The organism is Armatimonas sp., assembly GCF_031410135.1.
Taxonomy (GTDB): Bacteria; Armatimonadota; Armatimonadia; order Armatimonadales; family Armatimonadaceae; genus Armatimonas.
On the sequence record NZ_JANNYP010000442.1, the window covers coordinates 1 to 21,540 of the forward strand.

The following is a 21,540-nucleotide window of genomic DNA, read 5'->3' on the forward strand; positions in this document are numbered from 1 at the left end:
GTCATATTGAGTACGAACTCCCCGGCGATGGCATAGGGGCGGCGACGGAAGTAGGTCTGCACTTTGCGACCTGCAAGCAGTAGCTTGGTCGTCTCTGGGGTGACGGCTCCCCCGTTGAGGCCACCGGTTCGTAGCACTTCCTGAACTTTTTTCAGCAGGTTGGTGGAGTACGAGCCACAGAGGCCACGGTCGGCGCTGATCACCACTATCCCGACTTTTACGGGCTCGCGCACTTCCAAAAGCGGATGGGTGATGCTTCCCGCACCAGCCTTGCTGAGGGAGCCCATGACTTCCTTCATCTTGTTGGCATAGGGGCGGGCAGAGACCACACGGTCTTGGGCACGCTTGAGACGGGCAGCGGCGACCATCTTCATGGCCTTGGTAATCTGCTGAATGTTCTTGGCGGTGCGAATACGACCGCGAATCTGACGCATGGAGGGCATAGCGGCCCTATTTTACCATAGTTGCCGCAGCGAGTGTGCCATCATCTTGGGTGATTTCCCAGAAGAAGCAGCCTGCTAGCCCCGATTTTTTGGCCAGTGTCGCCTTGAGTGTGATGGATTCAGGATCGTCGTAGGAGATGAGCTCGTCGCCGCTGGAGGAGACAAGATAGGGGACACGCTCTTTCGAGTCTCGTTGCTTCTTCCAGTCTTTTGCCAGGAGCGGCAGAATCTCCGTGTAGCCGGTGTACTCGTGTGTGGACTTTCCAGCGGTTTTCTCGCCAAAGCTGCGTGCCTTGAAGCCACGCCCATAGCTTGCCAGCCCGAGTAGGAGCTTTTTTGCGGGCCAGCCGCGCTTGATCCAGTAGGCAATGGACGACTCACAGAAGCTGTACGGTGCATTATGGCCCGACTCAAGGCTCCACGGCCCGGCGAAATCGTAGGCCATGATGTTCACGTAGTCTAAAAGTGGTAGGAGTGCCTTGACATCGTAGTGCTTGCCGTTCCACTCGGAGCCGGGCACAGCGGCGGTGAGTAGAGCTTTGGGTAGGCGCTTGCGGAGTGCTTGCGCCAGCACGACGAGCTTTTGCGGGGCACCTACCGTGTCGGGGAACTCCCAGTCAATGTCGACGCCACCGTAGCCGTTTTTCTCAACCATAGCCACGATGTGGCGGGCGAGCGTCTCCGTGTCGGCTTTGGCGTAGGCAGGGCCACTCTCCGCCCCACCGACGGCCAGAATCGGAACCACTTTGGCCGCCTTTGCCCGCTTGCAGAACTCTGCTGCACCGCTAGGAGTTTTGAGCGTGCCGTCGGTGTTGAAGAGCGCAAAAGAGTGTGTCAGATGCGTGTAGCGCTTGTAGGGCACTTTTGCGGGTGGCATCGCCTCCACCCAGTCGGGGTAGTAGCCTAAGAGAATACTCATCTATCTGCCTTTCGTCCCGCCCGTTGGAGGGGCAGGACTGGAGAGCGTCGTGCCTCCGCTGCGAAGGCCGTTCCGGCCATACAGAATATTCGGATTTATGGGCGGCACGCCCTTCGTAGCTTTAGCTCTCCAGCACCGCTCCTCCAACGGGCGGTGCTAGATTCCCGATGCTTTTGCCGCGATTCCGGCGAGCTTGGCTCCATCGGCGCGGGGGAGATGGGGGCAGCAGTTGCCGCCGACAGGGAAGAGCTTGCCGGGGTTGAGTAGCTCCTCGGGGTTGAAGACGGAGCGGAGACGTAGCATCGTATCAATGTCGTCTTCGGTGAACATCATGTCCATAAACTCTTGTTTTTCGAGACCGATCCCGTGCTCGCCCGTCAGTGCGCCACCAACCGCGACACAAGCACGCAAGATATCGGCTCCTGCCTCTAAGACGCGCTTGACCTCGTCGGGATCGCGCTCATCAAAGAGCACCACGGGATGCAAGTTGCCATCGCCCGCATGAAAGACATTGGCGATCTTAAGGTTATGTTTCGCCGCAATTTCTTCGATCTCCTTGAGGATAATCGGGAGCTTGGTGCGTGGCACGACCCCGTCTTGCGTGGCGTGCGACGGTGCCAACCTACCCAGACAGCCGACCGCTTTTTTACGTGCCGTCCAGAGCTTGGCGCGTTCGGCGGGATCGCTGGCAACCTCCACCCGAAGCGCCCCGCCATCACGACAGAGCAACTCGACTCGCTCCGCCTGTGCTTCAATCCCAACGGCAGCTCCATCTACTTCGACTAAGAGCACCGCCCCCGCATCAATCGGCAGGCCCAGCTTGTAGTTTTCCTCGACGACGCGCAGAATGGTCTGGTCAATCATCTCCAGCGCGGCGGGGACAATGCCCGCAGCGATTATGGCGGAGATGAGGTTGGTGGCGGTGAGCACGGAGTCGCAGACCACCAGAAGCGTGCGAATCGCCTCCGGGTTGGGGACAATCTTGACCGTCGCCTCCGTGATAATTCCCATCGTCCCCTCGGAGCCCACCAACACCCCGATCAGATCGTAGCCGTGGTCGCTGGCATCTAGCTCCATGATCTGGCCATCAGGTAAGACCACTTGAACCGCGAGAATATGGTTGACCGTCACACCGTATTTCAGCGTGTGCGGCCCGCCTGCGTTGTTGGCAATATTTCCCCCGATGGTGCTAGCCCCCTGCGACGAGGGATCGGGGGCGTAGTGATAGCCCTCGCTCGCCACGGCCTTGCTCAGGTAGGTATTGACCGCGCCCGCCTGCGCCCGGACGCGCCGGTTGGGAATATCCACCGAGAGAATGGCGTTCATCCGCGAGAGGCAGAGTAGCACCGCGTTTTCATAGGCCATCGCCCCGCCTGCTAGGCCCGTTCCTGCGCCACGGGGCACCATTGGCACGCTGAAGTCTTTACAGAGCTTAGCAATCGCAGCGACTTGGTCCGTGAGGCGCGGCAACACGATCACACCGGGGCGAGCCTTGGCAAGTGTGTAGGCATCAGAGGCATAGGCCTCCCGCTGCGCATCGGCGAGGCGGATACCATCTTCTCCGACAATATCCTTGAGGCGGTTGATAAAACGCGGGTCCATGTGGGTATTGTACCTGGATTTACGCGACCACTCTGGTGTTGTAAAGCTCTCTCAATCTTGCTCCAATGTCCTTGTTGCGGGTATCCTGCCAAAAGAATGAAAACGCTCGCACAACAAAGTCGATCTTGGAGCGATATTGAGGAAGCGCTCAATGTTCACGCCAGCGTCGCAATGACAGACAGCCAAGGCATCATTATCTATGTCAATGGTAGGTTCTGTGCCTTTTCACAGTACTCCTCTGAAGAGCTTCTTGGTCAGGATCACAGGATCATTAACTCGGGATACCATACCAAAGATTTTTTTCACGAGCTTTGGGCAACCATTGCGGCAGGCAATATCTGGCAGGGTGAGCTCCGAAATCGGGCTAAAGATGGCTCTTTTTATTGGGAGAACACCACTATTGTGCCTCTTCAAGACAGCGAGCAGGGACCCTGTCGCTACATCTCTATTCGGACTGATATTACCGAACAAAAGGCGATTGCGACACGAGATCTCCATAACCTTGCCCTCGTTGCTGGTGGGGCACCTCTCTCTGATGTACTCCAGGCGATTGTCCTGAGTATTGAGGCGCGAAATCCCGGAACTTTATGCAGCATTCTTCTTCTTGACTCTGATGGGACTCACTTGCTTCTGGGAGCGGCTCCTAGCCTGCCTGATGCCTTCAATGATGCGATCCACGGGCTTGCTATTGGCCCTGAAGAGGGATCGTGTGGAGCTGCCGCCTCTCTGGGACAGCGTGTTGTTGTTGAGGATATTCAAACCCATCCTTTCTGGGAAAAGTACCGCGATATCGCTCTTCCTACAGGACTGCGAGCATGCTGGTCGGAGCCGATTTTTAGTTCGCTGGGGAAGGTTCTGGGGACATTTGCCATTTACCACTACCAGGTATGTTCTCCCAGTGAGATGGAGATCGCGACCATTCGTGCGGCCAGTGCACTGGCGTCGGTTGCAATCGAGCGCATTCAGTCCGAGCAGGCGCGCATTGAGTCAGAACGCTCCCGACTTGAGACGGAAAGTGACTTGCGCACGATTGTGAGCCATGCTCACTGTTTACTGTGGTCAGGAACGGTTGAAGACCGAGGAGAGACCCAGCTTCACTGGGATATCCACTTTCAGGACGAAGCTGCGGCGTACCGCTTTCTTCCCATCGTTATCCTTCCGGAGAGCAGCTTTACACCGTCTTGGTACTGGGCGCGCCATCCAGAGGATCGTGTGCGTACGAATCAGCTGAGCCATCAAAAGCTTCGTCTGGGAGAGAGCTACTCACAGGAGTTTCGCTGTTACCTTCAGGATGGTTCTTTGCGATGGATCAAGGAGGATGTCAAAGTCCAGGTTCTGGGTGACCGACTCTGGAGGGTCATTGGTGTTTGCACAGATATCACGCCCCAGAAACAGATCGAAACGGACTTTCAGTACCTGATGACCGGAGCACACTGCCTGCTCTGGCACGCAACCATTACCGATGAGGGAGAAGGACTTAACTGGCAGCTCCATGTCTCCAATGAGGCAGCGGCGGCGGACTTTCTGCCTGTCGTGCAGGCACCCGGACAGTCCTACACAGAAGCCTGGATTGCGAGTCGGATTGAGGAGGACTGGCCTGGACTCGATCGAACTTCCGCCATCACGATTCGCGCCGGACAGGACTACAGCCAGGAGTTCCGCTGTCGGCGAAACGATGGCACCGTGGTCTGGCTCAAGGAGGATGTTGAGGTCGAGACACTTGCTCTGGGCCGCTGGCGAGCGGTAGGGGTCTGTACGGACGTCACCCAGCTCAAGTTCCATGAAGCTGCCCTTCAGGAGAGCGCTGACCACGACCCGCTTACCGGACTCCTCAATCACCGAGTCTTCCATAAGCGCCTAGAGGAAGAAGTGGCACGTGCTCAGCGGGAAGGGAGCACGCTCGCCGTGGTGATGATGGATCTAGACAACTTCAAGTTCTTCAACGATGTCTACGGCCATGTTATCGGCGATGAGGTGCTCTGCTTGGTGGCGCAGCGCCTGCGTGAGATCTGTCGTATGTACGACGCGATCTCGCGCTTTGGAGGAGATGAGTTTGCGCTTCTCTTGCCGGGGATTGAGGCCGCTGCCCTCCCCGACTTAGAGACACGCCTTCGCTCGCAGCTTAAGCTCTCGTTTCAGCCTCCTCACCAACAAACGCAGATCCCGATCACCGTCTCCCTGGGAGTGGCGATCTTCCCCCCAACCCCCCTGGAGCCGTTTGCACCCGTTCCCGACTGGCACGATGCGATCCGACTGGCCGACGAGCGCCTGCGCCACGCGAAGACAGGGGGCATGAGAGACAATGCTGCGACGCTCACACGGGAGCGGGCAGGCAGTACTTTTCAAGGCTTCTCGATGCTAGATGCCTTGGTAACCGCAGTAGACAACAAAGATCGCTACACCAAGCACCACTCCGAAGATGTTCTGATGTATAGTATCCAGCTTGCACGGCTTCTTGGCCTGGATGAGGCCACGCTGCAGAATGTGGCCGTGGCAGCGCTCCTACATGATGTGGGAAAGATCGGAGTGCCCGATGCCATCCTGCGTAAGCCGGGTGCCCTCACCTACGAGGAGCTAGGGGCCATTCAGCAGCACCCGGTCATGGGGGCTGTGATTGTCGCGGCAGTTCCTGGGCTTGAGGAGACGCTCCCGGCCATTCGCTATCACCATGAGCGCTGGGATGGAAAGGGCTATCCTGATGGGCTTGCCGGGGAAGAAATACCTCTGGTCGCACGCTTGATGGCCGTGGCGGATGCCTTCTCCGCAATGACCACAGATCGTCCGTATCGCCAAGGAATGCCGGCGTCGCGTGCCCTAGATATCCTGGAGGAAGGTGCGGCAGTTCAGTGGGATCCTGCTGTCGTTAGGCTTTTTTTGCAGTGCCAACGTGAGACGCTGCCTGTGGCTGATACCTCAGGGCTCTGAGATGCCAGAGCAACAAGTCACCCATGGCCCCGGAGGGCGGATTCTCACCAATACAAACGTCTGGTCACCCGACTCGGAGTGGCTGGTCTACGACACACGCTCCGATCGCGACGGCTCGGTCTTCGATGGGAATTTTATCGAGCGGGTTCGGGTGAAGACCGGCGAGGTGCAGCGGCTTTTTGAGGCGAAGAACGGGGCGTATGTCGGGGTGGGGACGCACCATCCGAGTGAGAATAAGATTGTCTTTATCCAGGGCCCGGAAAATCCCACAACTGACTGGAGCTACGGCATCTCGCACCGGCAGGGGATGATGGTCAATACCGACACGCTGGCTTCTCTTCCACTGGATGCACGCGATCTCACGCCGCCAGGAACGCTCGGGGCGCTGCGCGGCGGCTCGCACGTCCATATCTGGCACCCGAAGGGCGACTGGCTGAGCTACACCTACAACGACGCTTTGGCGAACAGCGGTGTGCGCGAGGTCGGGGTTTGCTTCCCGAAAGCCGTCTCGGTGCCAAAGACCCACCCGCGCAACCACGATGGCACGCACTTCTCGTTTCTGGCAACCAAGAGCACCCCAAATCCCAAGCCCGGCACCGACGAGCTACGTCGCGCTTTCGAAGAGGGCTGGGTAGGAAGCTCCCGCACCCTGGCGTTTCTGGGGGAGCTGGAAGATGGCCGTATCGAGGTCTTTCTGGCCGAGGGGCTTGAGAGCCAGAAGCCCACACAACGCCGCTTGACCCACACCAAAAACGGGGTCGCACTAACCCCGCGCCACTGGGTACGCTCGTCGCCCGATGGTAGCCAGCTCGCCTTTCTCATGGCCGACGACACGGGAATAGTCCAGCTCTGGCTCGTCTCTCCCACTACGGGCGCACTTCGGCAGCTCACGCGCAACAAATTCCCGATTGCCTCCGCCTTTACCTGGCACCCCGACGGCTCCTGCATCGCCGCCCTCGCCGACGGGAGCGTGATGGCCATAGATGCCGAGACGGGCAAGCTACGCCGCCTGACGAAAAAGACAAACGTCGCGCCACTGGCCCTCGCCTGCGTCTTTTCCCCCAACGGTAAGCAAGTCGCCTTTCTGCGGCATCGCAACGGCTGCAATCAGATCTGTGTCGCCCAATCGAATTAGGCGTCAACCGTGGCACTGCGTGTCGCAAAGCCCGTGCCGGGCTACCGACCCTATTGCCCAGCCCGGCACGGGCTTCGCAGCCGAAGGCTATTGCAGACGCCGGTTTCCAACCGGCGGCGGATTTGACAAGTGCGGGAACTGCGATATACTCAAATTTGAGTATTCAAGATGTCAGTAAAACTTTTTACGCTAGGGCTGATTTTTCTGCGCGATACCCACGGCTATGAGATCAAAGAGGTCGCCAAACTCTGGGGGATCGAGCGCTGGGCAAAGATCGGCTTTGGCTCGATCTACCATGCGCTCGGCAAGCTCCAGGAAGACGAGCTGATTGTCGAGCTACGGCTGGAGCAGGACGGCAACCGCCCGCCACGCACGGTCTATCGCATCACCGAAAAAGGTGAGGAGGCGTTTTTGACGCTCCTGCGCCATACCTGCCGCACCGCCGACCCCGAGACGCGTGACCTAGACATGGCCCTCGCCTTCATCGATCAGCTCCCTCCCGACGAGCGCGTTTCCCTGCTTACGGAGCGGCTGGTAGCGCTGGAGCCACGCTATCATTATTTAGAAAAATCTATCGAAGGCTATCAGCAAGCGCGGCAAGTGCCTGGCGAGAGCGAGCTTCACCGTATCCTGCGCGAGGTTCCCTGGGTCGAGGCCGGGGTCGCGCATAGCTTTGGACGAATCGCCTTTGAGCGCGAGTGGCTTCAAGGAGTTATTGCCACGGTTGCAAGCTGGCCCAAACGGCCACGAGAGAGGAACGAATAAGATGCAAAGTCAGATCCCCACACTGTCGTTTAAGCAGACACTGAGTCGGCGTTTCCCCCTTCCACCAAGCGGAGAGGTGACGCTACAGGCCGACAATGGTGCCATCGTGGTGCAGGGCTGGGAGCGACCAGAAGTCGCGGTCGAGCTTGTTGTCCGCGCAGATAAGAAAGAGAAGCTGGCGGAGGTGCTCCCTGAGTTCTCCGCCCACCCCACACACGTTCTGCTCCGGGTGCGCGAGCGCTACACGGATGCCAGCACCTACGACTGGCGACGCGATGGCCCGGGACGCCCGTTCTGGCCCGCTCTTACCCACATCCAGGTGTCTGTTCCCTCGTCGGCGCGGCTGACGATCTTGAGCCATAACGCGAGCCTGGAGCTGATGGAGCTTCTGGGGGAGATAGAGGCAACAACCCACAATGGACGCCTGCAGTTTTCCCTAACCCGTGGGGCCGACCAAGTGATCGAGGCAAAGACCTACAACGGTAAGCTCCTCCTGCCAGAGCCACTCTTCTCCTGGCGTGAGCCAAAACGACGAGCCGAGGCGCGCCTTGGACGAGCAACCCATCGGGTTCGTCTGAGCGCCTTCAACGGAAGCTTGGAGGTGCGATGAGAGACTTGACGCTGCGTAACGGGCTCTGGTGGGATGGTAGGGGCTTTCGCCCAGAGACTGTTCACTGCGTGGGAGGGCTTCTCACGCGCCGCAAGCCGTCTGTGCCAACGGAGACGCTTGATCTGGCGGGTGGCTTTGTGGTGCCGCCGCTGGGCGATGCCCACTGTCACCACTTTGACAGCGCTCGAACCATCGCGGAGTTGACGAAGCGCTATCTCACCGAGGGGATTTTCTACGCCCAGAATACCGGCAACAGCGCGGCAAACCGACGCGACCCGAGTGTGGCGCTCCGGCTGAACCGCCCAGACTCTGTGGATGTGACCTGGGCGGATGCGTCTCTGACAAGCACTCTTGGGCACCCGTTTTTTGTCTACGAGGCGCTGGCCAACGGTCTGTTTAACCAGGGCGAGTCAGGAGTTGCGGAGAAGATCCGCGACCTGCGCAAAGCCGAGGGCGATGCCTATATCTTCGCCGACAATGCCGCCATGCTCGCCAAAGTCTGGCCACAGTACGAGAAGCGCCGCCCGGATTTTTTGAAAGTGATGCTCTCCAACGGTGAGCGTCACAAAGAGAGATTCGCCAAGCAAGTCCCCGGTGGTTATGGTCTCGACCCGGTGCTTCTGCCGGAAGTGGTCGCCCGTGCCCATAAAATCGGCCTGCGGGTCTGGCTTCACGTGGATACCGCCTACGACTTCCATGTGGGAGTTGAGGCCGGGATTGATGGCTTTGCGCACCTACCGGGCTACGGCATGGGCAAAGACGACGCAGCACCCTATCTCTTAGACGAGCGCGATGTTCGTGAGGCCGCTCGTCGCAGAATTATTGTCAACCCGACAGTCGCCATTGCCAAGGGCTACGCCCCGGATGCAGCGTCACTGGAGCGCGTGCGTGCGGTTCAGCGCCGCAACCTTGCCCTACTCAAGCGCCATGGTGTTCCTGTGACAATCGGAATGGACAGCTACGCCACGACAGCCTGGCCCGAGGCTGAGTACCTCCTGGGACTGGGGGTCTTCTCGCTCCCCGAGGTGCTGAGAACCTGGTGGACAGCCACGCCGCAAGCCATCTTCCCCGGCAGAAAGATTGGTCAGCTCAATGACGCCTACGAAGCAAGTTTCTTAGTGCTGGAGAAGAACCCTCTTCTAGAGCTGGCCAACCTCAAGACCATCGCACTCCGTGTTAAGCAGGGCAATCTCCTCCTCCTGCCGAACTAGGAGAGTATGAGCGCACTGGACTGGGTGGTTCTGGTTGGCTATTTACTTGCAACAACATTTTATGGCTGTCTTTTCTTGCGAAAGAACAAAGACAGCACGGCGTTCATGGCCGCCGGGCGCTCGCTTCCAGGGTGGGCAGTCGGGCTCTCACTCTTTGGCTCCTACGTGAGCTCCATTAGCTTTCTGGCTAACCCCGGTAAGAGCTACAATGGTAACTGGAACCCATTTGCCTTTGCGCTCTCCTTGCCGCTGGCCTGCTGGCTGGCGGCTAAGTACTTTGTCCCTCTCTACCGTGCGGGGGAGCAGATCTCCGCCTACGAGCGCTTCGAGAAGCGCTTCGGGCGCTGGGCGCGGGTCTATGCGACGATGTGCTTTTTGCTGGTGCAGGTCGCGCGGCTAGGGACGATTCTCTACTTGCTCTCCTTGGCGCTCCAGCCACTGGTCGGCAGCCTGCCACTTCCGGTACTAATTCTCTTGCTCGGGCTACTGGTGACGATCTACCCGATGCTGGGAGGCACCGAGGCCGTGATCTGGACTGGAGTCGTGCAGGCTATTGTGATGATTGTGGGGCCGTTGGTCTGTATTGGGGTTATCTTAGCGGGCGTGCCCGGAGGCTTTGGAGCCGTCGTGAGCCAGGGAGTCGCTGCCGATAAATTCTCGCTGGGGAGCCTCGCGCCGGATTTTGCGAGCTCCAGCTTCTGGGTGGTGCTCATCTATGGCATGGCGATCAACCTCCAGAACTTCGGGGTGGACCAGGCCTATGTCCAGCGCTACCTCACCGCAAAGGCAGACCGCGATGCCGCCCGGAGTGTCTGGCTAGGGGGCTTGCTCTATATCCCGATCGCGGCGCTATTTTTCTTCATCGGGACGGCGCTCTGGGCGTTCTACCAGGCTCATGCCAGCGCCCTGCCACCTGGCACCAAGCCCGATGCGGTCTTTCCCTGGTTTATCCAGACACAGCTCCCCGTCGGGCTCAAGGGTTTGGTACTGGCGGCGGTCTGCGCCGCCGCGATGGACTCCAATCTCAACTGCTCCGCCACCCTCTTTGTCCACGATCTCTGGGCCAAGCGCGAGAGTGCCAGCGAGGCCGAGAAGCTCAAGATGCTTCGCATCGCCGCGGTCGGCTTCGGGCTCCTGAGCGTTATCGCCGCCATTGCGATGATCTCGGTGAAGACGGCGCTGGATGTCTGGTGGGACCTGGCGGGCGTGCTCTCAGGCGGCATGCTGGGGCTGTTCTTACTGGATCGCCTGGTGCCCAAGGCGCAGGGCTCGGCAGCCCTTCCCGCCACCATTATTGGAGCCTTAGTGAGTATCTGGGTGAGCTTTTCGCAAAAGCCCTACTGGCCTGTAAGCCTGCCCCAAGCGCCGCTTCACACCCTGCTCACCCTCACCGCCGGTACACTGACCATTGTTGTGCTGGGAGCCTTACTCGCCCAGCGAAAGGAATCCTCAAAATGAGTGTCCCTGGAGTCGTGATTGACCATATCCCCGCCAGCACGGGCATCTATGTCGGCTCGCCTGGCCTAGCCGTTCTTCCCGATGGCACCTATGTCGCCAGCCATGATGAATTTGGCCCCAAGAGCACCGAGCACACCAAAGCCGTCTCGCATGTCTTCCGCTCCAAGGACAAGGGCAAGAGCTGGGAGAGGATCGCGACGATTAACGGGGCGTTCTGGTCGAACTTGTTTGTGCACAAAAAAGCGCTGTACTTACTCGGCACGGATCGGCACCACGGCAATGTGATGCTCCACAAGTCCACCGATGGTGGTGTGAGCTGGACCAGCGTGGTCTTGCGCAACGAGGGCGAGTACCACTGCGCTCCCATGCCGATTACCCTGCACAAGGGGCGGCTCTGGCGGGCATTTGAGTGGCGCAACCCGCCGCTGGCTTGGGGGATAAACTACTGCGCAGGTGTGCTCTCGGTTTCCATAAATGCCGACCTGATGGAGCCGAAAAACTGGAGTGCAACCAACTTTCTGCCCAGTGACCGAAGCTGGAACGGTGGCGACATGGGCGCGTGGCTGGAGGGTAATGTGGTCGTCGCACCGGACGGCTCGCTGGTGGATATTCTGCGGGTCCAGACAAAGTCCCCCGAGGAGAAAGCGGCGTGGGTGAAGATCTCCGAGGATGGAAAGACAGCGAGCTTCGATCCGGTGACAGGCTTTTTTGCCTTTCCGGGCGGCGCAAAGAAGTTCGCCATTCGCTGGGATAAGAAAAGTAAGCGCTACTGGAGCCTCGCGAGCATCGTCATCGAAAAATTCCGTGCGCCGAATCCCGCTAAGATTCGCAACACCCTCGCCCTCACCAGCTCCACTAACCTGCGTGACTGGGAGGTGCGCTCCGTGATCCTCTCACATCCCGATACGATCTACCACGGCTTTCAGTATGTCGAGTGGCTCTTTGAGGGTGAGGATATTATCGCTGCCTGCCGCACGGCCTACGACGACGAGACAGGTGGTGCCTATCGTAGCCACGATGCGAACTTCCTGACCTTCCACCGGATCACAGGGTTCCGGCAGAAGGTCGGCAGTGAGCGGGCTTAGGAGAGCCTACTTCATCTGAGCCTTGCCGCGCTCTAGGCCAAAGCGTAGCTTGGCTCCGGCGGGTAGCTCGGCGCTGGCATCGTAGCGCAGGGTGGCCGTGGAGGTATTGGGAGACGGCGCGGTCGTGATGATCGCGTGGAGTGTCTCAAACGAGCCCTCTGTGAAGCTTGCCTCAGGTGTCAGCTCTGCGCTGGCCGTGTAGGAGCTGGTCTCACCCACGCGCGTGAGCGTAACCGGCCCGGCAATCGTGGTGGTTCGCTCCGCCACCCGCTCACCATCGGTGACGCGCATACTCATCTCGATATTGCTCAGGGTAAACGACGCGGGCAGGGTAGCTCCCTCAGGGACGCTCACCTTCACAGCCCGGCCCACGCCCTGCGCCACGTTCCAGCGCGTTGTGCCACGAGGAGGCCCGCCCGGTCCGCCGATGCCACCGGGCCTGCCCCCCACGCCGCTAGGAGGCCCGCCAATGGTGCGATCCTCAAAGGTGCGTGTGTGTGTCTGCTCGACCGTCACGGCTCCTGTGCTCGCCGCACGAGAAATTCCAACGAGCTCGCCGCCGTCTAGACTCAGCAAGTTCGAGATGCTCTCAAGGCTCGTGCCTGCACCCGCGCCACCACAGCCGCTCAGTGCCACCAGAGCAATCAAACCAAAACCGGATTTCGTGATGTTTTTCATAGTAGTTACTTTCCTTCTTAGGCTAAGAGTATGCCTCAATAACATGAAGAATTCATGAGGTGGGAAAAAAATACAAAAACATTAGAGCCTTTTTCACGAATGGTTTGCCGAGGCCTGAAAGGCCCCGTGTCTCGGCGGGCTCGGCCCGCTTCGCGCAGAGCGCGGCCCAGAGATGGCCTTTCAGGCCATTGAAAATTCAGGGGCCATGAGACCGTTGGGAATCGGGGCCATTTTTTGTTACACTGCCCCTATGTTGTTTCGAAAGAGTCTGGTTGGAGTTTTCTTGCCCACCTTGTTTTTTGGTTCGCTACTTCTTGCCCACTCCCAAGAGCTGCCCCACAAACAAACGACTCGGGCTACGATTGAGCGCGCACTGCCGTTTATCGAGAAGCAGGGTGTCAACTGGATGAAGGACAAGAAATGCGTGACATGCCACCACTCGACTTTTATGGTGTGGTCGCTGAACACTGCCGCCGAGCGTGGGTTCACCATCAATACGGAGGCACTGACCACGTGGAACGCATGGGCACGGGATTTTCGCAACATTCAGGGAGTGGACAACAAGGATTTTAAGGATGAACCCGCTCATAAGGCGTTCCAACGCAGTCCCGATGTTGTGAGTCAGTTGCTCTTGGGACGCCCCGAACCGTTGAAGCCGATCAGCGACACGGAGAAGCAGTGGGCGCTCACGATGCGCTCCCACCTTCTTGAAGGACAGCAAGCCGATGGGAGCTGGAAGGCGGGCGGGCAGCTACCAGGCCAGAAGCGCTCCCTCCGTGAGACCGACGAAGCAACGACGATGTGGACACTCCTAACACTAAACGCAGCCCAGACGCAGGACGACGCAGTCGTGCGGGCAGCGGATAAAAAAGGGGCAGATTGGCTCAAGGAGACAACGGTGGGTGAGTCTACCGAGTGGTGGGCCGTAAAAATGATGTGGGCACGTGGGCGTGGGCAAGAAAAAGTCGCCAGTACCTGCCGTGAGAAGCTTTTTCAGAGCCAGCACAAAGAGGGCGGGTGGGGGTGGCTTCTTACCGACGAAAGCGATGCACTCGGGACAGGCATTGTACTTTATGCATTGCTCCGCGAGGGAGTAAGCCGCGATCACGAATCCATTCAGCGAGCCGTTTATTTCCTCCAAAAGACGCAACGAGAAGAGGGTTCCTGGCCCGTTAAAGGCACGAAAAAAGTACGTCGGGAGTTTATCGAGGCCACAGCGACCTACTGGGGAACCTGCTGGGCAACTCTTGGCCTGCTTGAGTCCCTACCGCCCCGCATCCCAAAATAAAGTATCGTGAGAAAACCATGAGTCTGTGTCAGCCCCAATTTCCGTCCCTCTCGCTGGATGGCTTTCGTGATAGCGCGAGCCACTGGCGCAAGATCAAGAAAGACCGCGTGATCCTGCCCACAAGCCCCGAGCAGCCAAGCTACTCGCCGGCTCAAGTTCGAGAGATCGCCCTGAATATCTTACTTTTTCAGCGTGAAAATGGTGGCTGGCCCTGCGACTTTGACATGGCGGCGATCCTCACCGATGCGCAGAAGCAAGCCGTTGTCGCAACAAAAACACGCACGGACACGTCGTTTGACAACCACAATATCCACTCCCAGCTCGATTATTTAGCTCGGGCATCGGCACTACTGGGCGATAGCGCCTCGCACGCTGCGATCTGTCGTGGCCTGGACTTTGTCTTTTCCACTGAGCTTTCCGTGGGGGGCTTCCCGCAGTCTTGGCCCAGCCCAAAAGGCTACGCCGCGCACATCACGTTTAACGACGGCGTGACGGTCGGCAATCTCAACTTGCTCAAAGACATCGCGGAGAGTCAGCCGCACTGGGCTTGGTTAGATGCAGCGCGGCGCGACAAAGCCCGCAGAGCCGTGGCGCGGGGGGTAACCTGCATCCTGAAGTGCCAGATTAAGCAGACCGGCTGGTGCCAGCAGCACGACGAAAAGACCTTCGAGGCCACTTCCGCCCGGACGTTTGAGCTGGCCTCAATCTGCCCGCAAGATACCGTGGAGATTCTGCGGTTTCTGATGCGTTTCGAGAAACCCGGCTCGGGGATCGTGGGGGCCATCACCAACGGAGCCACGTGGCTTACTCGGGTGAAGCTCACCGGGATTCGGGTTGAGAAGATCAAGGCCCCGCCCGAAAAATTCGAGTTCCACGACACCGATACCGATATGATCGTCGTCAAAGACCCCGCCGCGCCACCGCTCTGGGCGCGGCACTACGAGATCGGCAACAACCGCCCGATCTTCTCAGGCCGCGACTCCGTCAAGCGCTACACCCTCGCCGAGATCGAGCGCGAGCGCCGCACCGGCACGCCCTGGTACGGCACCTGGCCCGCGATGCTCCTCAAGAGAGACTACCCCGAGTGGCAGAAACGCCAGCGGGCATAGCCGACGGAGCAGCTCAGATACCACCTCTCTGACCTTTCACCGAATCGAGGGCTTTCGGCAGAAGCGGAACCTGTGAAAATTAATACTGGTTATGGCGGCTTGAGTGGCCTATCCTTTCGGTATGGGATATGGCTTAATGGCTCACTCCGTGGACTTAGACAAGGTTATGGCTCTGTGTGGCTCCGGAAACGACACCGTACGTCGTAGTATCAGTGGGCGGTTCCGACAACAGATTATCCGGCGCAACAGCGATCTGGATCTCTCTAATGAGCGGGGTGAGCCTTCGATTTTCGGGGGCATCCGGCACCTGGTTATGGGGGGAGAGAAGACACTTCCCGGGTTTGTCTATGGCTATGCCTTTGAGTATCTCGTGGAGTTCTACGCAAAACCTCTTGACAATAGTCTTTTCTATACCTGCAAGTTTGATTGGCTCCGCGAGGAGATCGGGGAGCAGCTCAGAGCTGCGGGGGCAGTGGTGGAGATGGACTCACTCCTATTTGAGAGGCCCATTGATGCCCCCGCTCCCGATGATTTTCCTGTCTATGGACACTGGAAGGCCGATGCAGTGGCGGCAAGCGTTGTGCCCCTACGCGCCGCAGAGGGCAAGTCCGAAGAGCTGGCGGCGATTCTGGCATGGTGTGAGTTTGCCGCTTCTCGCGGGGAGGGAGTTGTTGGCTACTACTACTAGGGCCAGAGCGACTTCGTCAGAAGCCACTGTAGGCTCAGATGCCACCAGTTAGGTAGAAAAAATAACCGAGATACGCCAGCGGGTTGTGAGTAATCCCAGCGGTACGGCACTTGACCCGTGATGCTCCTCAAGAAAGACTACCCCGAGTGACAGAAACGCCAGCAAAGGCAGCCGACTGAGAGCGGGCATAGTCCCAAGAAGAAAAGTCTACTCCTGCCACAAACGCCTCCTCGCCAAAGAGGCTGAAGTGCTGAAACAGTGTCTCCGCACTCATCCCCGGCGTGTAGAGCTCTGCCAGCGACTCGTCCACGCGCCGCTTGCACGCCGCAATCGCCTCCTCACAGCTCAGATAGCGCCCCAGCAAACGCGGCTCAGCGTCGGTATCGCTGTTTTCCTTGACCAGAACGGTTAAGAGACTCATGAGAAGAAGCGCTCGAAGCACCCCGTGCAGAGCCAGCGTTTGCCACCGGTGTAGCCCGTCCCATCGCGAGGATCGTCGCTCTCTCCAATGCTCCAGTTGCAGAGGCCGCAATGATCGTGTGTCCAGCCATGCTCTACCACCTGAAACTCTGATGGCTCAAACGGCTCTCCTGTGTAGGGGGTGAGCTGTCGGCCATCAAGCGAGACAAGCGCATCGCAGCGACGGTAGGTAGCCCACTCCCAGGTCTGCTCTTGCAGACGGGTCACAAGTAGCTTGATGCGGGTGTGTAGAAACGAGCCACCCCAGAGTTCGATTTCGTTGTCGGGCATTCTGGAGAGTATTGTAGCGTCAGATGCCGCTCGTTAGGTAAAAAAAGTACCCGATAGCCACCAGAACTCCGATCCCGGCGACGATACGCCAGCGGGTCGTGAGTAAGTCCCAGCCTTCTAGCCCGACCAGAGACTCGCCGCGCTCTCGCCGCTCGGTGCGGGAGTCGGGGAAGGCGATGAGCGCGAGGCCCATGACGGCAAACGCAGGGCCTGCCGCTCCGACCGACATAAAGTATTTTCCGGTTTGGGCCACTTGCCAGACCTGCCAGGTGAGAAATGCACCCAGCGCGGCGATAAAGAGCCCACCGAGCTGCTGCACCGGGCGAGAGACTTGTCTAGGTTCCATAGCTTGCACTCTATCCCCGTGGCGTTACGGCTACGTTACAGACGCTTTTACATCCCGGCTCGCTTAGGCTCGTCACCCTTCGGCTGACCGGTCGTTCCTCCCTGCGAAGGGTTTGGTGCGCTCGTCAACATCCCCTTCACTTGCCATGCCCAAAGGGCGCCCAGAAATGGCGCTGTTGCCGAGGGGATGCACGCCTGACGAAGAGGAAACCCGACTTATTGCGGCGAATTTTCCTTTTTACCAGGAGTTCGTAGACATGAAGCAGCTTGTTCTTCGCCACCACGCCGAGCCCGATGGCACTAATCCGACAATTACGGTGATCTATCAAGACCCGACGACGTTTCAACAGGAAACAGTCGGGCCGTTTCCGTTTGTTTTGGATTTTTCCGACGAGAGTCGGGAGCGGTTGCGCTGGTACTTGGAGGAGTATCTCCAGTGTCCGCTGGCGGTCTACCGGGAGCGGGCGTTGCAAGCCGAGGCGCAGATGGAGACGCTGAGTGCTGGGCTGTTTGAGGCAGTTTTTAAAGAGCGTGCTGCCTACGATCTCTACCGAAATGTGCGCGATACGCTGAGCGAGACGCGGATTGTGGTGCAGGCAAATACGTCGGGGGGGATTGCGCTGCCTTGGGAGCTGATCCGCGATCCGGGGCTGACATACGGTGAGCTGGCCTATCAGGCCCACTCGTTTGTGCGGGGGGAGCCCAACATTCCCAATACGGTCGCACCGCCGCCGCAGGGTTCGGCGCTGAATATCCTGCTGGCGATTAGCCGCCCCGATGACGAGAAAGACGTGGCGTTTCAGTCGGTTGCGCGGCACTTACTGGAGGCGTTCGAGAATCAGGCGGGGCGCGTGAATATCGAGGTGCTGCGTCCGGCGACCTTCACGGAGCTGGCGCGGCGGCTTCAGGAGAAACCGAACCACTACCATGTGTTCCACTTCGACGGCCACGGGACATTTCAAGGCGCTCCGGCACACAGCTCCCTGCTCTACCAAAGAGAGGGGCTGGGCGGGAAGCTCTACTTTGAGGACGGGCTGGCGTCGGGCCAGGAAGAAGACGGGCTGATCTCCGGCGAGCGGCTGGGGCGGGTGCTGGCGCAGGCGAAGGTGCCGATTGTGCTGCTCAATGCCTGTCAGTCGGGGATGGTTGATCCGGGAAGTGAGCTGGTCTCACTGGGCAATGAGCTGCTGCGCTCGGGGGCGTGTGGCGTGGTGGCGATGAGCTACTCGGTATACGTGCAGACGGCGGCGGCGTTTATGAAGAGTCTGTATGAGCGCTTGCGGGCGGGCGACGATCTGGCGGGTGCCCACAAAAAAGCGGTGGCGGCGCTCAAGGACAACCCGAGGCGCAAGTCGGCGCTGGGCACGGACGAGAACCTGCAAGACTGGGTGGTGCCGGTGCTCTTTGAGCGTGTCGCGGTCACGCCTCTGACAAAGACAGCGAGCAGCTCTGGCACGGGCTCCGAGACGACAAACGAGACGGCAGAGTTCGCGCTCCCCAAGCCGCCCGAGTATGGCTTTCATGGGCGCGATACGATCACGCTGAAGCTGGAGCGGGCGTTTCAGAACAACACGGTCGCGCTGCTGTGGGGCATGGCAGGTGTCGGGAAGACCACGACCGCCACCGCGTTCGCCCGCTGGCGTGCCCGAACCGGTGCCCTCGAAGGCCCGGTGTTTTTCTTCTCGTTCGAGCACCACAAGACACTTGCGGCAGTGATCGGGGAGATCGGGCGTGCCTACCACAAGCGCTGGAAAGCGCGTGGCGAAGAGTGGGAACACTACGACGAAGGCAAGAAACGTGAAGAAGTCGTTGCGTTGCTCACGCAGATTCCCTGCTTTGTGATCTTCGATAACTTCGAGCCGGTGAGCGGGTTCCCGACCGGTACGCCGTCAGTGTGGACGGACACGGAGCAGGCGGAGCTGAAGGAGTTCCTGAGCGATCTCATCACACGCAAGGCGGCAAGCAAGGTGCTCGTCACCAGCCGCCGCAAGGCCGAGCCCGTCGTTCCCGCGTGCCCCGTCGTTCCACTGGGTGGCCTGCCGCGTCACGAAGCGCTGGAGATGGCAGGCGCGATTCTCACGAGACATGGACTGAATCAAGTGGCGATCAAGAAGCTCCCCTCATTTGATAAACTACTCACATTCTTGAACGGCAACCCACTTGCACTACAAGTTATGTTACCGGTACTCGCCGATGGAACGAGGCCAGATGTGCTGCTCACAAGGTTGCAAGCAGGAACCCTGAACCTACCGGAGAGTGACACAACCGAGCAAGGCCGCGACAAATCCCTAACTGCCTCATTGACGTACCGACTAGAAAGCATGAGCACAATAGATATTGCACGTCTAAGCATCGTAGGACTTTTCCAAGGTTTTGTGAGTGTAATAAACCTAGCGCAAATTTCCAGCGCGACAAGTATACCTAAAGAATTTCGTGGATTATCTATAAAAAAGTGGACACAGATACTTTCATCTGCTGTCGAAATCGGACTGATGCAGGATATGGGATCAGATGGTGGAATTCATTTTAGAATACACCCTGCGCTCTCTTGGTTTTTTCATGAGAAACTTATTGCTAGATTTGGTAAATATATACCAAAATTAGAGTTATTATTCATAGAATCGTACACTGAGTACAGTGAATATCTTGTAAGTGCTTTTACTGCTAATGCGCATGATGTTATTAATGTTATTGATTATGAAGAATCTAATTTATTAAAAGCATTGAATATCGCAAGGATAATGCGAAGAGATGAATTTACTTCAGGTATTCTTTTTGCAATTGAAAAACTATGGACAACTCAGGGGCGATTAGAAGAACTAGAACATCTTTTATTAGACTTAGAATATGAAGTGCAAGACTCAAATGGGCAACCAAAAGATAGCCGCAATGATCTTTGGATACGTTGTCTGGAAATGCGGTCAGTTCTCCTATACTACTATCGAGATTTTCATAATAAGATAAAAATCCATGAAAGATTAGTAGAATACTACATGTCTATAAGTGATGAATTAAATTTAGCCTCCTCATTACATGAGATGGGCATTGCTTATTATTATTTACATGATTTTCCTGAATCAAAAGCGCTATACTTACAGAGTCTTGAAATTTCAAGACGAATAGGTTATGATGCAGGGGTTGCAAACACACTACATCAGCTAGGAAATCTTCTCCTCTCTCAACCGATGATGAACTTAGGCGAAGTGGAAAGGTATTACCGTGAAAGCCTTGAAATAAGGCAACGAATAGGTGACGAGACAGAAATTGCAACTTCATTATTTGCATTGTCACATGTAGCAGAAAAATGTGGGAAATTTGATGATGCAGTAATGTTATGTCATCAAAGTTTAGAAATAAGACGACATCTCCATAATATACGAAGAATTCCTGAATCTCTTCTTCGATTGGGACAATTGTTAATTGAACGAGGCAATGTTACAGATAGCACACATGCGGAAAAATTATTCCGTGAGTGTTTGTCATTATCACAAAAAACAAATAATAATCATGCTCAAGCACATGCTCTGAATGAGTTAGGCAATATAAAGAAGAAACAGAATTATTTAGACGAAGCATACCAATGGTATGAATCATCTGCTTTAATTTCTGAAAATAATAGCATGGATGTATACTATTCTTCGATTTTTAACATGGGATCAATTGAAGAATCTCGTGGAGATAGAGAAAAAGCGTTATTGCTTTATGAAAAATCAGAATCTATAGTCATGAAAACTAAAAATTTAAAAAATATTCAGTTGATAAAAGAAGCAGTATGGCGAATTACAAACCCAAACGCATCATTAAGAAGAACAATAAGTATAAATTTTACTCCTGAAGGTGAGTCAATAATTAGTTATACAATGTCTGATGGTGAAGTGGACGATACTAAAAAAAACGCTGATGCATGATATATTTTGAGTATCAAGGAGATTAGAATGGACGAAGACAAGTTTGCAGAGCAGGCGCAGCAGGATGAGCCGCTTTCGGGGTTTCTTCTAGGCATCGCGGACACAGTGCGCGGTGGCCCGACTCCAAAGCGTATGGGTGTGGTAGGCCCCGATATACTCTGGCTCGCGGCGGCCTACGCCGTGTGGTCGCTCACCAAGATCGGGATTGACTTCCTGCGCGGCAAGAGTGCGCTGGCGCTGACCGAGGCCAAGGTAAACACCATGAAGGTAGTGATGGAGAAGACCGGGCTCGGGTTGAAGCAGTCCAAGGACATTGTGGACACGGCGCTGGCGGAGACTACCAAGCGCAGTGCGGACGACCCGATCCTCCAGGCACTTCTGCGGCTGATCCCCGGCAAGACAGAGGCAGCAAAAGAGACGAAAGACGCGCCAAAGGAGATCGAGTAGAGGACACGAAGCCTAACGCTCGGCACGCGAAAGAGCATTCGGGGTACACGAAGCAATCTTCTGGTGGCACGAGGCCATAAGAGGCTGACACGAAGCCCCACTCTGGATACACGAAGAGGTAAGTGCTTGGCACGAAGTCATCAATTGGTGGCACGAAGAGACAGGATAGTCACA

19 protein-coding genes are annotated in these 21,540 nt (G+C 57.2%); 12 read left to right on the forward strand and 7 right to left on the reverse strand.

Annotated elements, in window-relative coordinates; genetic code table 11:
* The 3 genes from RMO15_RS16265 to RMO15_RS16275 all read right to left on the reverse strand — a co-directional run.
* Window positions 1-443: F0F1 ATP synthase subunit gamma (locus RMO15_RS16265; protein ID WP_309714497.1), on the reverse strand; the 443-nt coding region annotated here is incomplete at its 3' end.
* 7 nt (window positions 444-450) lie between these two features.
* Window positions 451-1,362: a glycoside hydrolase family 18 protein gene (locus RMO15_RS16270; RefSeq protein ID WP_309714498.1), complete on the reverse strand. Its 912-nt coding sequence runs from the start codon at window positions 1,360-1,362 to the stop codon at window positions 451-453.
* Between the two features lie 156 nt (window positions 1,363-1,518).
* A complete protein-coding gene (locus tag RMO15_RS16275; RefSeq protein WP_309714499.1) occupies window positions 1,519-2,964 on the reverse strand; it encodes an FAD-linked oxidase C-terminal domain-containing protein in 1,446 nt (481 codons plus the stop codon).
* A 96-nt stretch (window positions 2,965-3,060) separates the two neighbouring features.
* Between RMO15_RS16275 and RMO15_RS16280 the strand changes: the two genes are divergently transcribed.
* The 7 genes from RMO15_RS16280 to RMO15_RS16310 all read left to right on the forward strand — a co-directional run bounded on the left by RMO15_RS16280 (window position 3,061) and on the right by RMO15_RS16310 (window position 12,153).
* Window positions 3,061-5,889, forward strand: coding sequence for an HD domain-containing phosphohydrolase (locus tag RMO15_RS16280; RefSeq protein ID WP_309714500.1), 2,829 nt, complete (start codon window positions 3,061-3,063; stop codon window positions 5,887-5,889).
* Between the two features lies 1 nt (window position 5,890).
* The gene (locus tag RMO15_RS16285) at window positions 5,891-7,024 is read left to right on the forward strand and encodes a DUF3748 domain-containing protein (RefSeq protein WP_309714501.1); all 1,134 of its coding nucleotides are present in this window, start codon (window positions 5,891-5,893) and stop codon (window positions 7,022-7,024) included.
* A 168-nt stretch (window positions 7,025-7,192) separates the two neighbouring features.
* Window positions 7,193-7,789 (forward strand): PadR family transcriptional regulator, encoded by a 597-nt coding sequence (locus RMO15_RS16290; protein WP_309714502.1) that lies wholly within the window; start codon window positions 7,193-7,195, stop codon window positions 7,787-7,789.
* Window position 7,790: 1 nt separating this feature from the next.
* On the forward strand, window positions 7,791-8,399 hold the full coding sequence (locus tag RMO15_RS16295; RefSeq protein ID WP_309714503.1) for a hypothetical protein: 609 nt from the start codon (window positions 7,791-7,793) through the stop codon (window positions 8,397-8,399).
* Entirely contained in the window at window positions 8,396-9,610 is a 1,215-nt protein-coding gene (locus RMO15_RS16300) for a hypothetical protein (protein WP_309714504.1), read from the forward strand. Before RMO15_RS16295 ends, RMO15_RS16300 begins: the two co-directional genes overlap by 4 nt.
* 6 nt (window positions 9,611-9,616) lie before the next feature.
* The gene (locus RMO15_RS16305) at window positions 9,617-11,068 is read left to right on the forward strand and encodes a sodium:solute symporter (protein ID WP_309714505.1); all 1,452 of its coding nucleotides are present in this window, start codon (window positions 9,617-9,619) and stop codon (window positions 11,066-11,068) included.
* Complete coding sequence (locus RMO15_RS16310; RefSeq protein ID WP_309714506.1) at window positions 11,065-12,153, forward strand: hypothetical protein; 1,089 nt, start codon at window positions 11,065-11,067, stop codon at window positions 12,151-12,153. The genes RMO15_RS16305 and RMO15_RS16310 overlap by 4 nt, the downstream gene beginning before the upstream one ends.
* A 6-nt stretch (window positions 12,154-12,159) precedes the next feature.
* Here RMO15_RS16310 and RMO15_RS16315 read toward each other — a convergent pair whose 3' ends face one another.
* A complete protein-coding gene (locus RMO15_RS16315) occupies window positions 12,160-12,831 on the reverse strand; it encodes a hypothetical protein (protein ID WP_309714507.1) in 672 nt (223 codons plus the stop codon).
* Window positions 12,832-13,081: 250 nt separating this feature from the next.
* Here RMO15_RS16315 and RMO15_RS16320 point away from each other — a divergent pair, with 250 nt between their 5' ends.
* The 3 genes from RMO15_RS16320 (at window position 13,082) to RMO15_RS16330 (ending at window position 15,916) form a co-directional block, all read left to right on the forward strand.
* Complete coding sequence (locus RMO15_RS16320) at window positions 13,082-14,119, forward strand: hypothetical protein (protein ID WP_309714508.1); 1,038 nt, start codon at window positions 13,082-13,084, stop codon at window positions 14,117-14,119.
* A 17-nt stretch (window positions 14,120-14,136) separates the two neighbouring features.
* Window positions 14,137-15,228, forward strand: a complete 1,092-nt coding sequence (gene pelA / locus RMO15_RS16325; RefSeq protein ID WP_309714509.1) for a pectate lyase — start codon at window positions 14,137-14,139, stop codon at window positions 15,226-15,228.
* A gap of 136 nt (window positions 15,229-15,364) precedes the next feature.
* Window positions 15,365-15,916 (forward strand): hypothetical protein, encoded by a 552-nt coding sequence (locus tag RMO15_RS16330; protein ID WP_309714510.1) that lies wholly within the window; start codon window positions 15,365-15,367, stop codon window positions 15,914-15,916.
* A 127-nt stretch (window positions 15,917-16,043) separates the two neighbouring features.
* Here the strand turns inward: RMO15_RS16330 and RMO15_RS16335 are convergent, their stop codons facing one another.
* Genes RMO15_RS16335 through RMO15_RS16345 form a run of 3 tightly spaced genes read right to left on the reverse strand, consistent with a single transcriptional unit; the run spans window position 16,044 to window position 17,012 of the window.
* Complete coding sequence (locus tag RMO15_RS16335) at window positions 16,044-16,337, reverse strand: hypothetical protein (protein ID WP_309714511.1); 294 nt, start codon at window positions 16,335-16,337, stop codon at window positions 16,044-16,046.
* The gene (locus RMO15_RS16340; RefSeq protein ID WP_309714512.1) at window positions 16,334-16,666 is read right to left on the reverse strand and encodes a hypothetical protein; all 333 of its coding nucleotides are present in this window, start codon (window positions 16,664-16,666) and stop codon (window positions 16,334-16,336) included. Before RMO15_RS16340 ends, RMO15_RS16335 begins: the two co-directional genes overlap by 4 nt.
* Window positions 16,667-16,685: 19 nt before the next feature.
* Window positions 16,686-17,012 carry a hypothetical protein gene (locus RMO15_RS16345; RefSeq protein WP_309714513.1) on the reverse strand — a complete coding sequence of 109 codons (327 nt, stop codon included), beginning with the start codon at window positions 17,010-17,012 and terminating at the stop codon, window positions 16,686-16,688.
* Window positions 17,013-17,268: 256 nt separating this feature from the next.
* On the opposite strand from RMO15_RS16345, the gene RMO15_RS16350 reads away from it, so the two are divergent.
* Window positions 17,269-20,919, forward strand: a complete 3,651-nt coding sequence (locus RMO15_RS16350) for a CHAT domain-containing protein (protein WP_309714514.1) — start codon at window positions 17,269-17,271, stop codon at window positions 20,917-20,919.
* Between the two features lie 27 nt (window positions 20,920-20,946).
* On the forward strand, window positions 20,947-21,366 hold the full coding sequence (locus RMO15_RS16355; protein WP_309714515.1) for a hypothetical protein: 420 nt from the start codon (window positions 20,947-20,949) through the stop codon (window positions 21,364-21,366).
* Window positions 21,367-21,540 lie beyond the last annotated feature (174 nt).

Excerpts from the sequence above, each read along its gene's own strand:
- pelA (WP_309714509.1), top strand. The coding sequence starts at position 14,137 with ATGAGTCTGTGTCAGCCCCAATTTCCGTCCCTCTCGCTGGATGGCTTT.
- RMO15_RS16270 (WP_309714498.1), bottom strand. The coding sequence starts at position 1,362 with ATGAGTATTCTCTTAGGCTACTACCCCGACTGGGTGGAGGCGATGCCA.
- RMO15_RS16345 (WP_309714513.1), bottom strand. The coding sequence starts at position 17,012 with ATGGAACCTAGACAAGTCTCTCGCCCGGTGCAGCAGCTCGGTGGGCTC.
- RMO15_RS16275 (WP_309714499.1), bottom strand. The coding sequence starts at position 2,964 with ATGGACCCGCGTTTTATCAACCGCCTCAAGGATATTGTCGGAGAAGAT.
- RMO15_RS16290 (WP_309714502.1), top strand. The coding sequence starts at position 7,193 with ATGTCAGTAAAACTTTTTACGCTAGGGCTGATTTTTCTGCGCGATACC.
- RMO15_RS16355 (WP_309714515.1), top strand. The coding sequence starts at position 20,947 with ATGGACGAAGACAAGTTTGCAGAGCAGGCGCAGCAGGATGAGCCGCTT.
- RMO15_RS16340 (WP_309714512.1), bottom strand. The coding sequence starts at position 16,666 with ATGCCCGACAACGAAATCGAACTCTGGGGTGGCTCGTTTCTACACACC.
- RMO15_RS16300 (WP_309714504.1), top strand. The coding sequence starts at position 8,396 with ATGAGAGACTTGACGCTGCGTAACGGGCTCTGGTGGGATGGTAGGGGC.
- RMO15_RS16330 (WP_309714510.1), top strand. The coding sequence starts at position 15,365 with ATGGCTCACTCCGTGGACTTAGACAAGGTTATGGCTCTGTGTGGCTCC.
- RMO15_RS16310 (WP_309714506.1), top strand. The coding sequence starts at position 11,065 with ATGAGTGTCCCTGGAGTCGTGATTGACCATATCCCCGCCAGCACGGGC.
- RMO15_RS16315 (WP_309714507.1), bottom strand. The coding sequence starts at position 12,831 with ATGAAAAACATCACGAAATCCGGTTTTGGTTTGATTGCTCTGGTGGCA.
- RMO15_RS16305 (WP_309714505.1), top strand. The coding sequence starts at position 9,617 with ATGAGCGCACTGGACTGGGTGGTTCTGGTTGGCTATTTACTTGCAACA.
- RMO15_RS16335 (WP_309714511.1), bottom strand. The coding sequence starts at position 16,337 with ATGAGTCTCTTAACCGTTCTGGTCAAGGAAAACAGCGATACCGACGCT.
- RMO15_RS16285 (WP_309714501.1), top strand. The coding sequence starts at position 5,891 with ATGCCAGAGCAACAAGTCACCCATGGCCCCGGAGGGCGGATTCTCACC.
- RMO15_RS16280 (WP_309714500.1), top strand. The coding sequence starts at position 3,061 with ATGAAAACGCTCGCACAACAAAGTCGATCTTGGAGCGATATTGAGGAA.
- RMO15_RS16350 (WP_309714514.1), top strand. The coding sequence starts at position 17,269 with ATGAAGCAGCTTGTTCTTCGCCACCACGCCGAGCCCGATGGCACTAAT.
- RMO15_RS16320 (WP_309714508.1), top strand. The coding sequence starts at position 13,082 with ATGTTGTTTCGAAAGAGTCTGGTTGGAGTTTTCTTGCCCACCTTGTTT.
- RMO15_RS16295 (WP_309714503.1), top strand. The coding sequence starts at position 7,791 with ATGCAAAGTCAGATCCCCACACTGTCGTTTAAGCAGACACTGAGTCGG.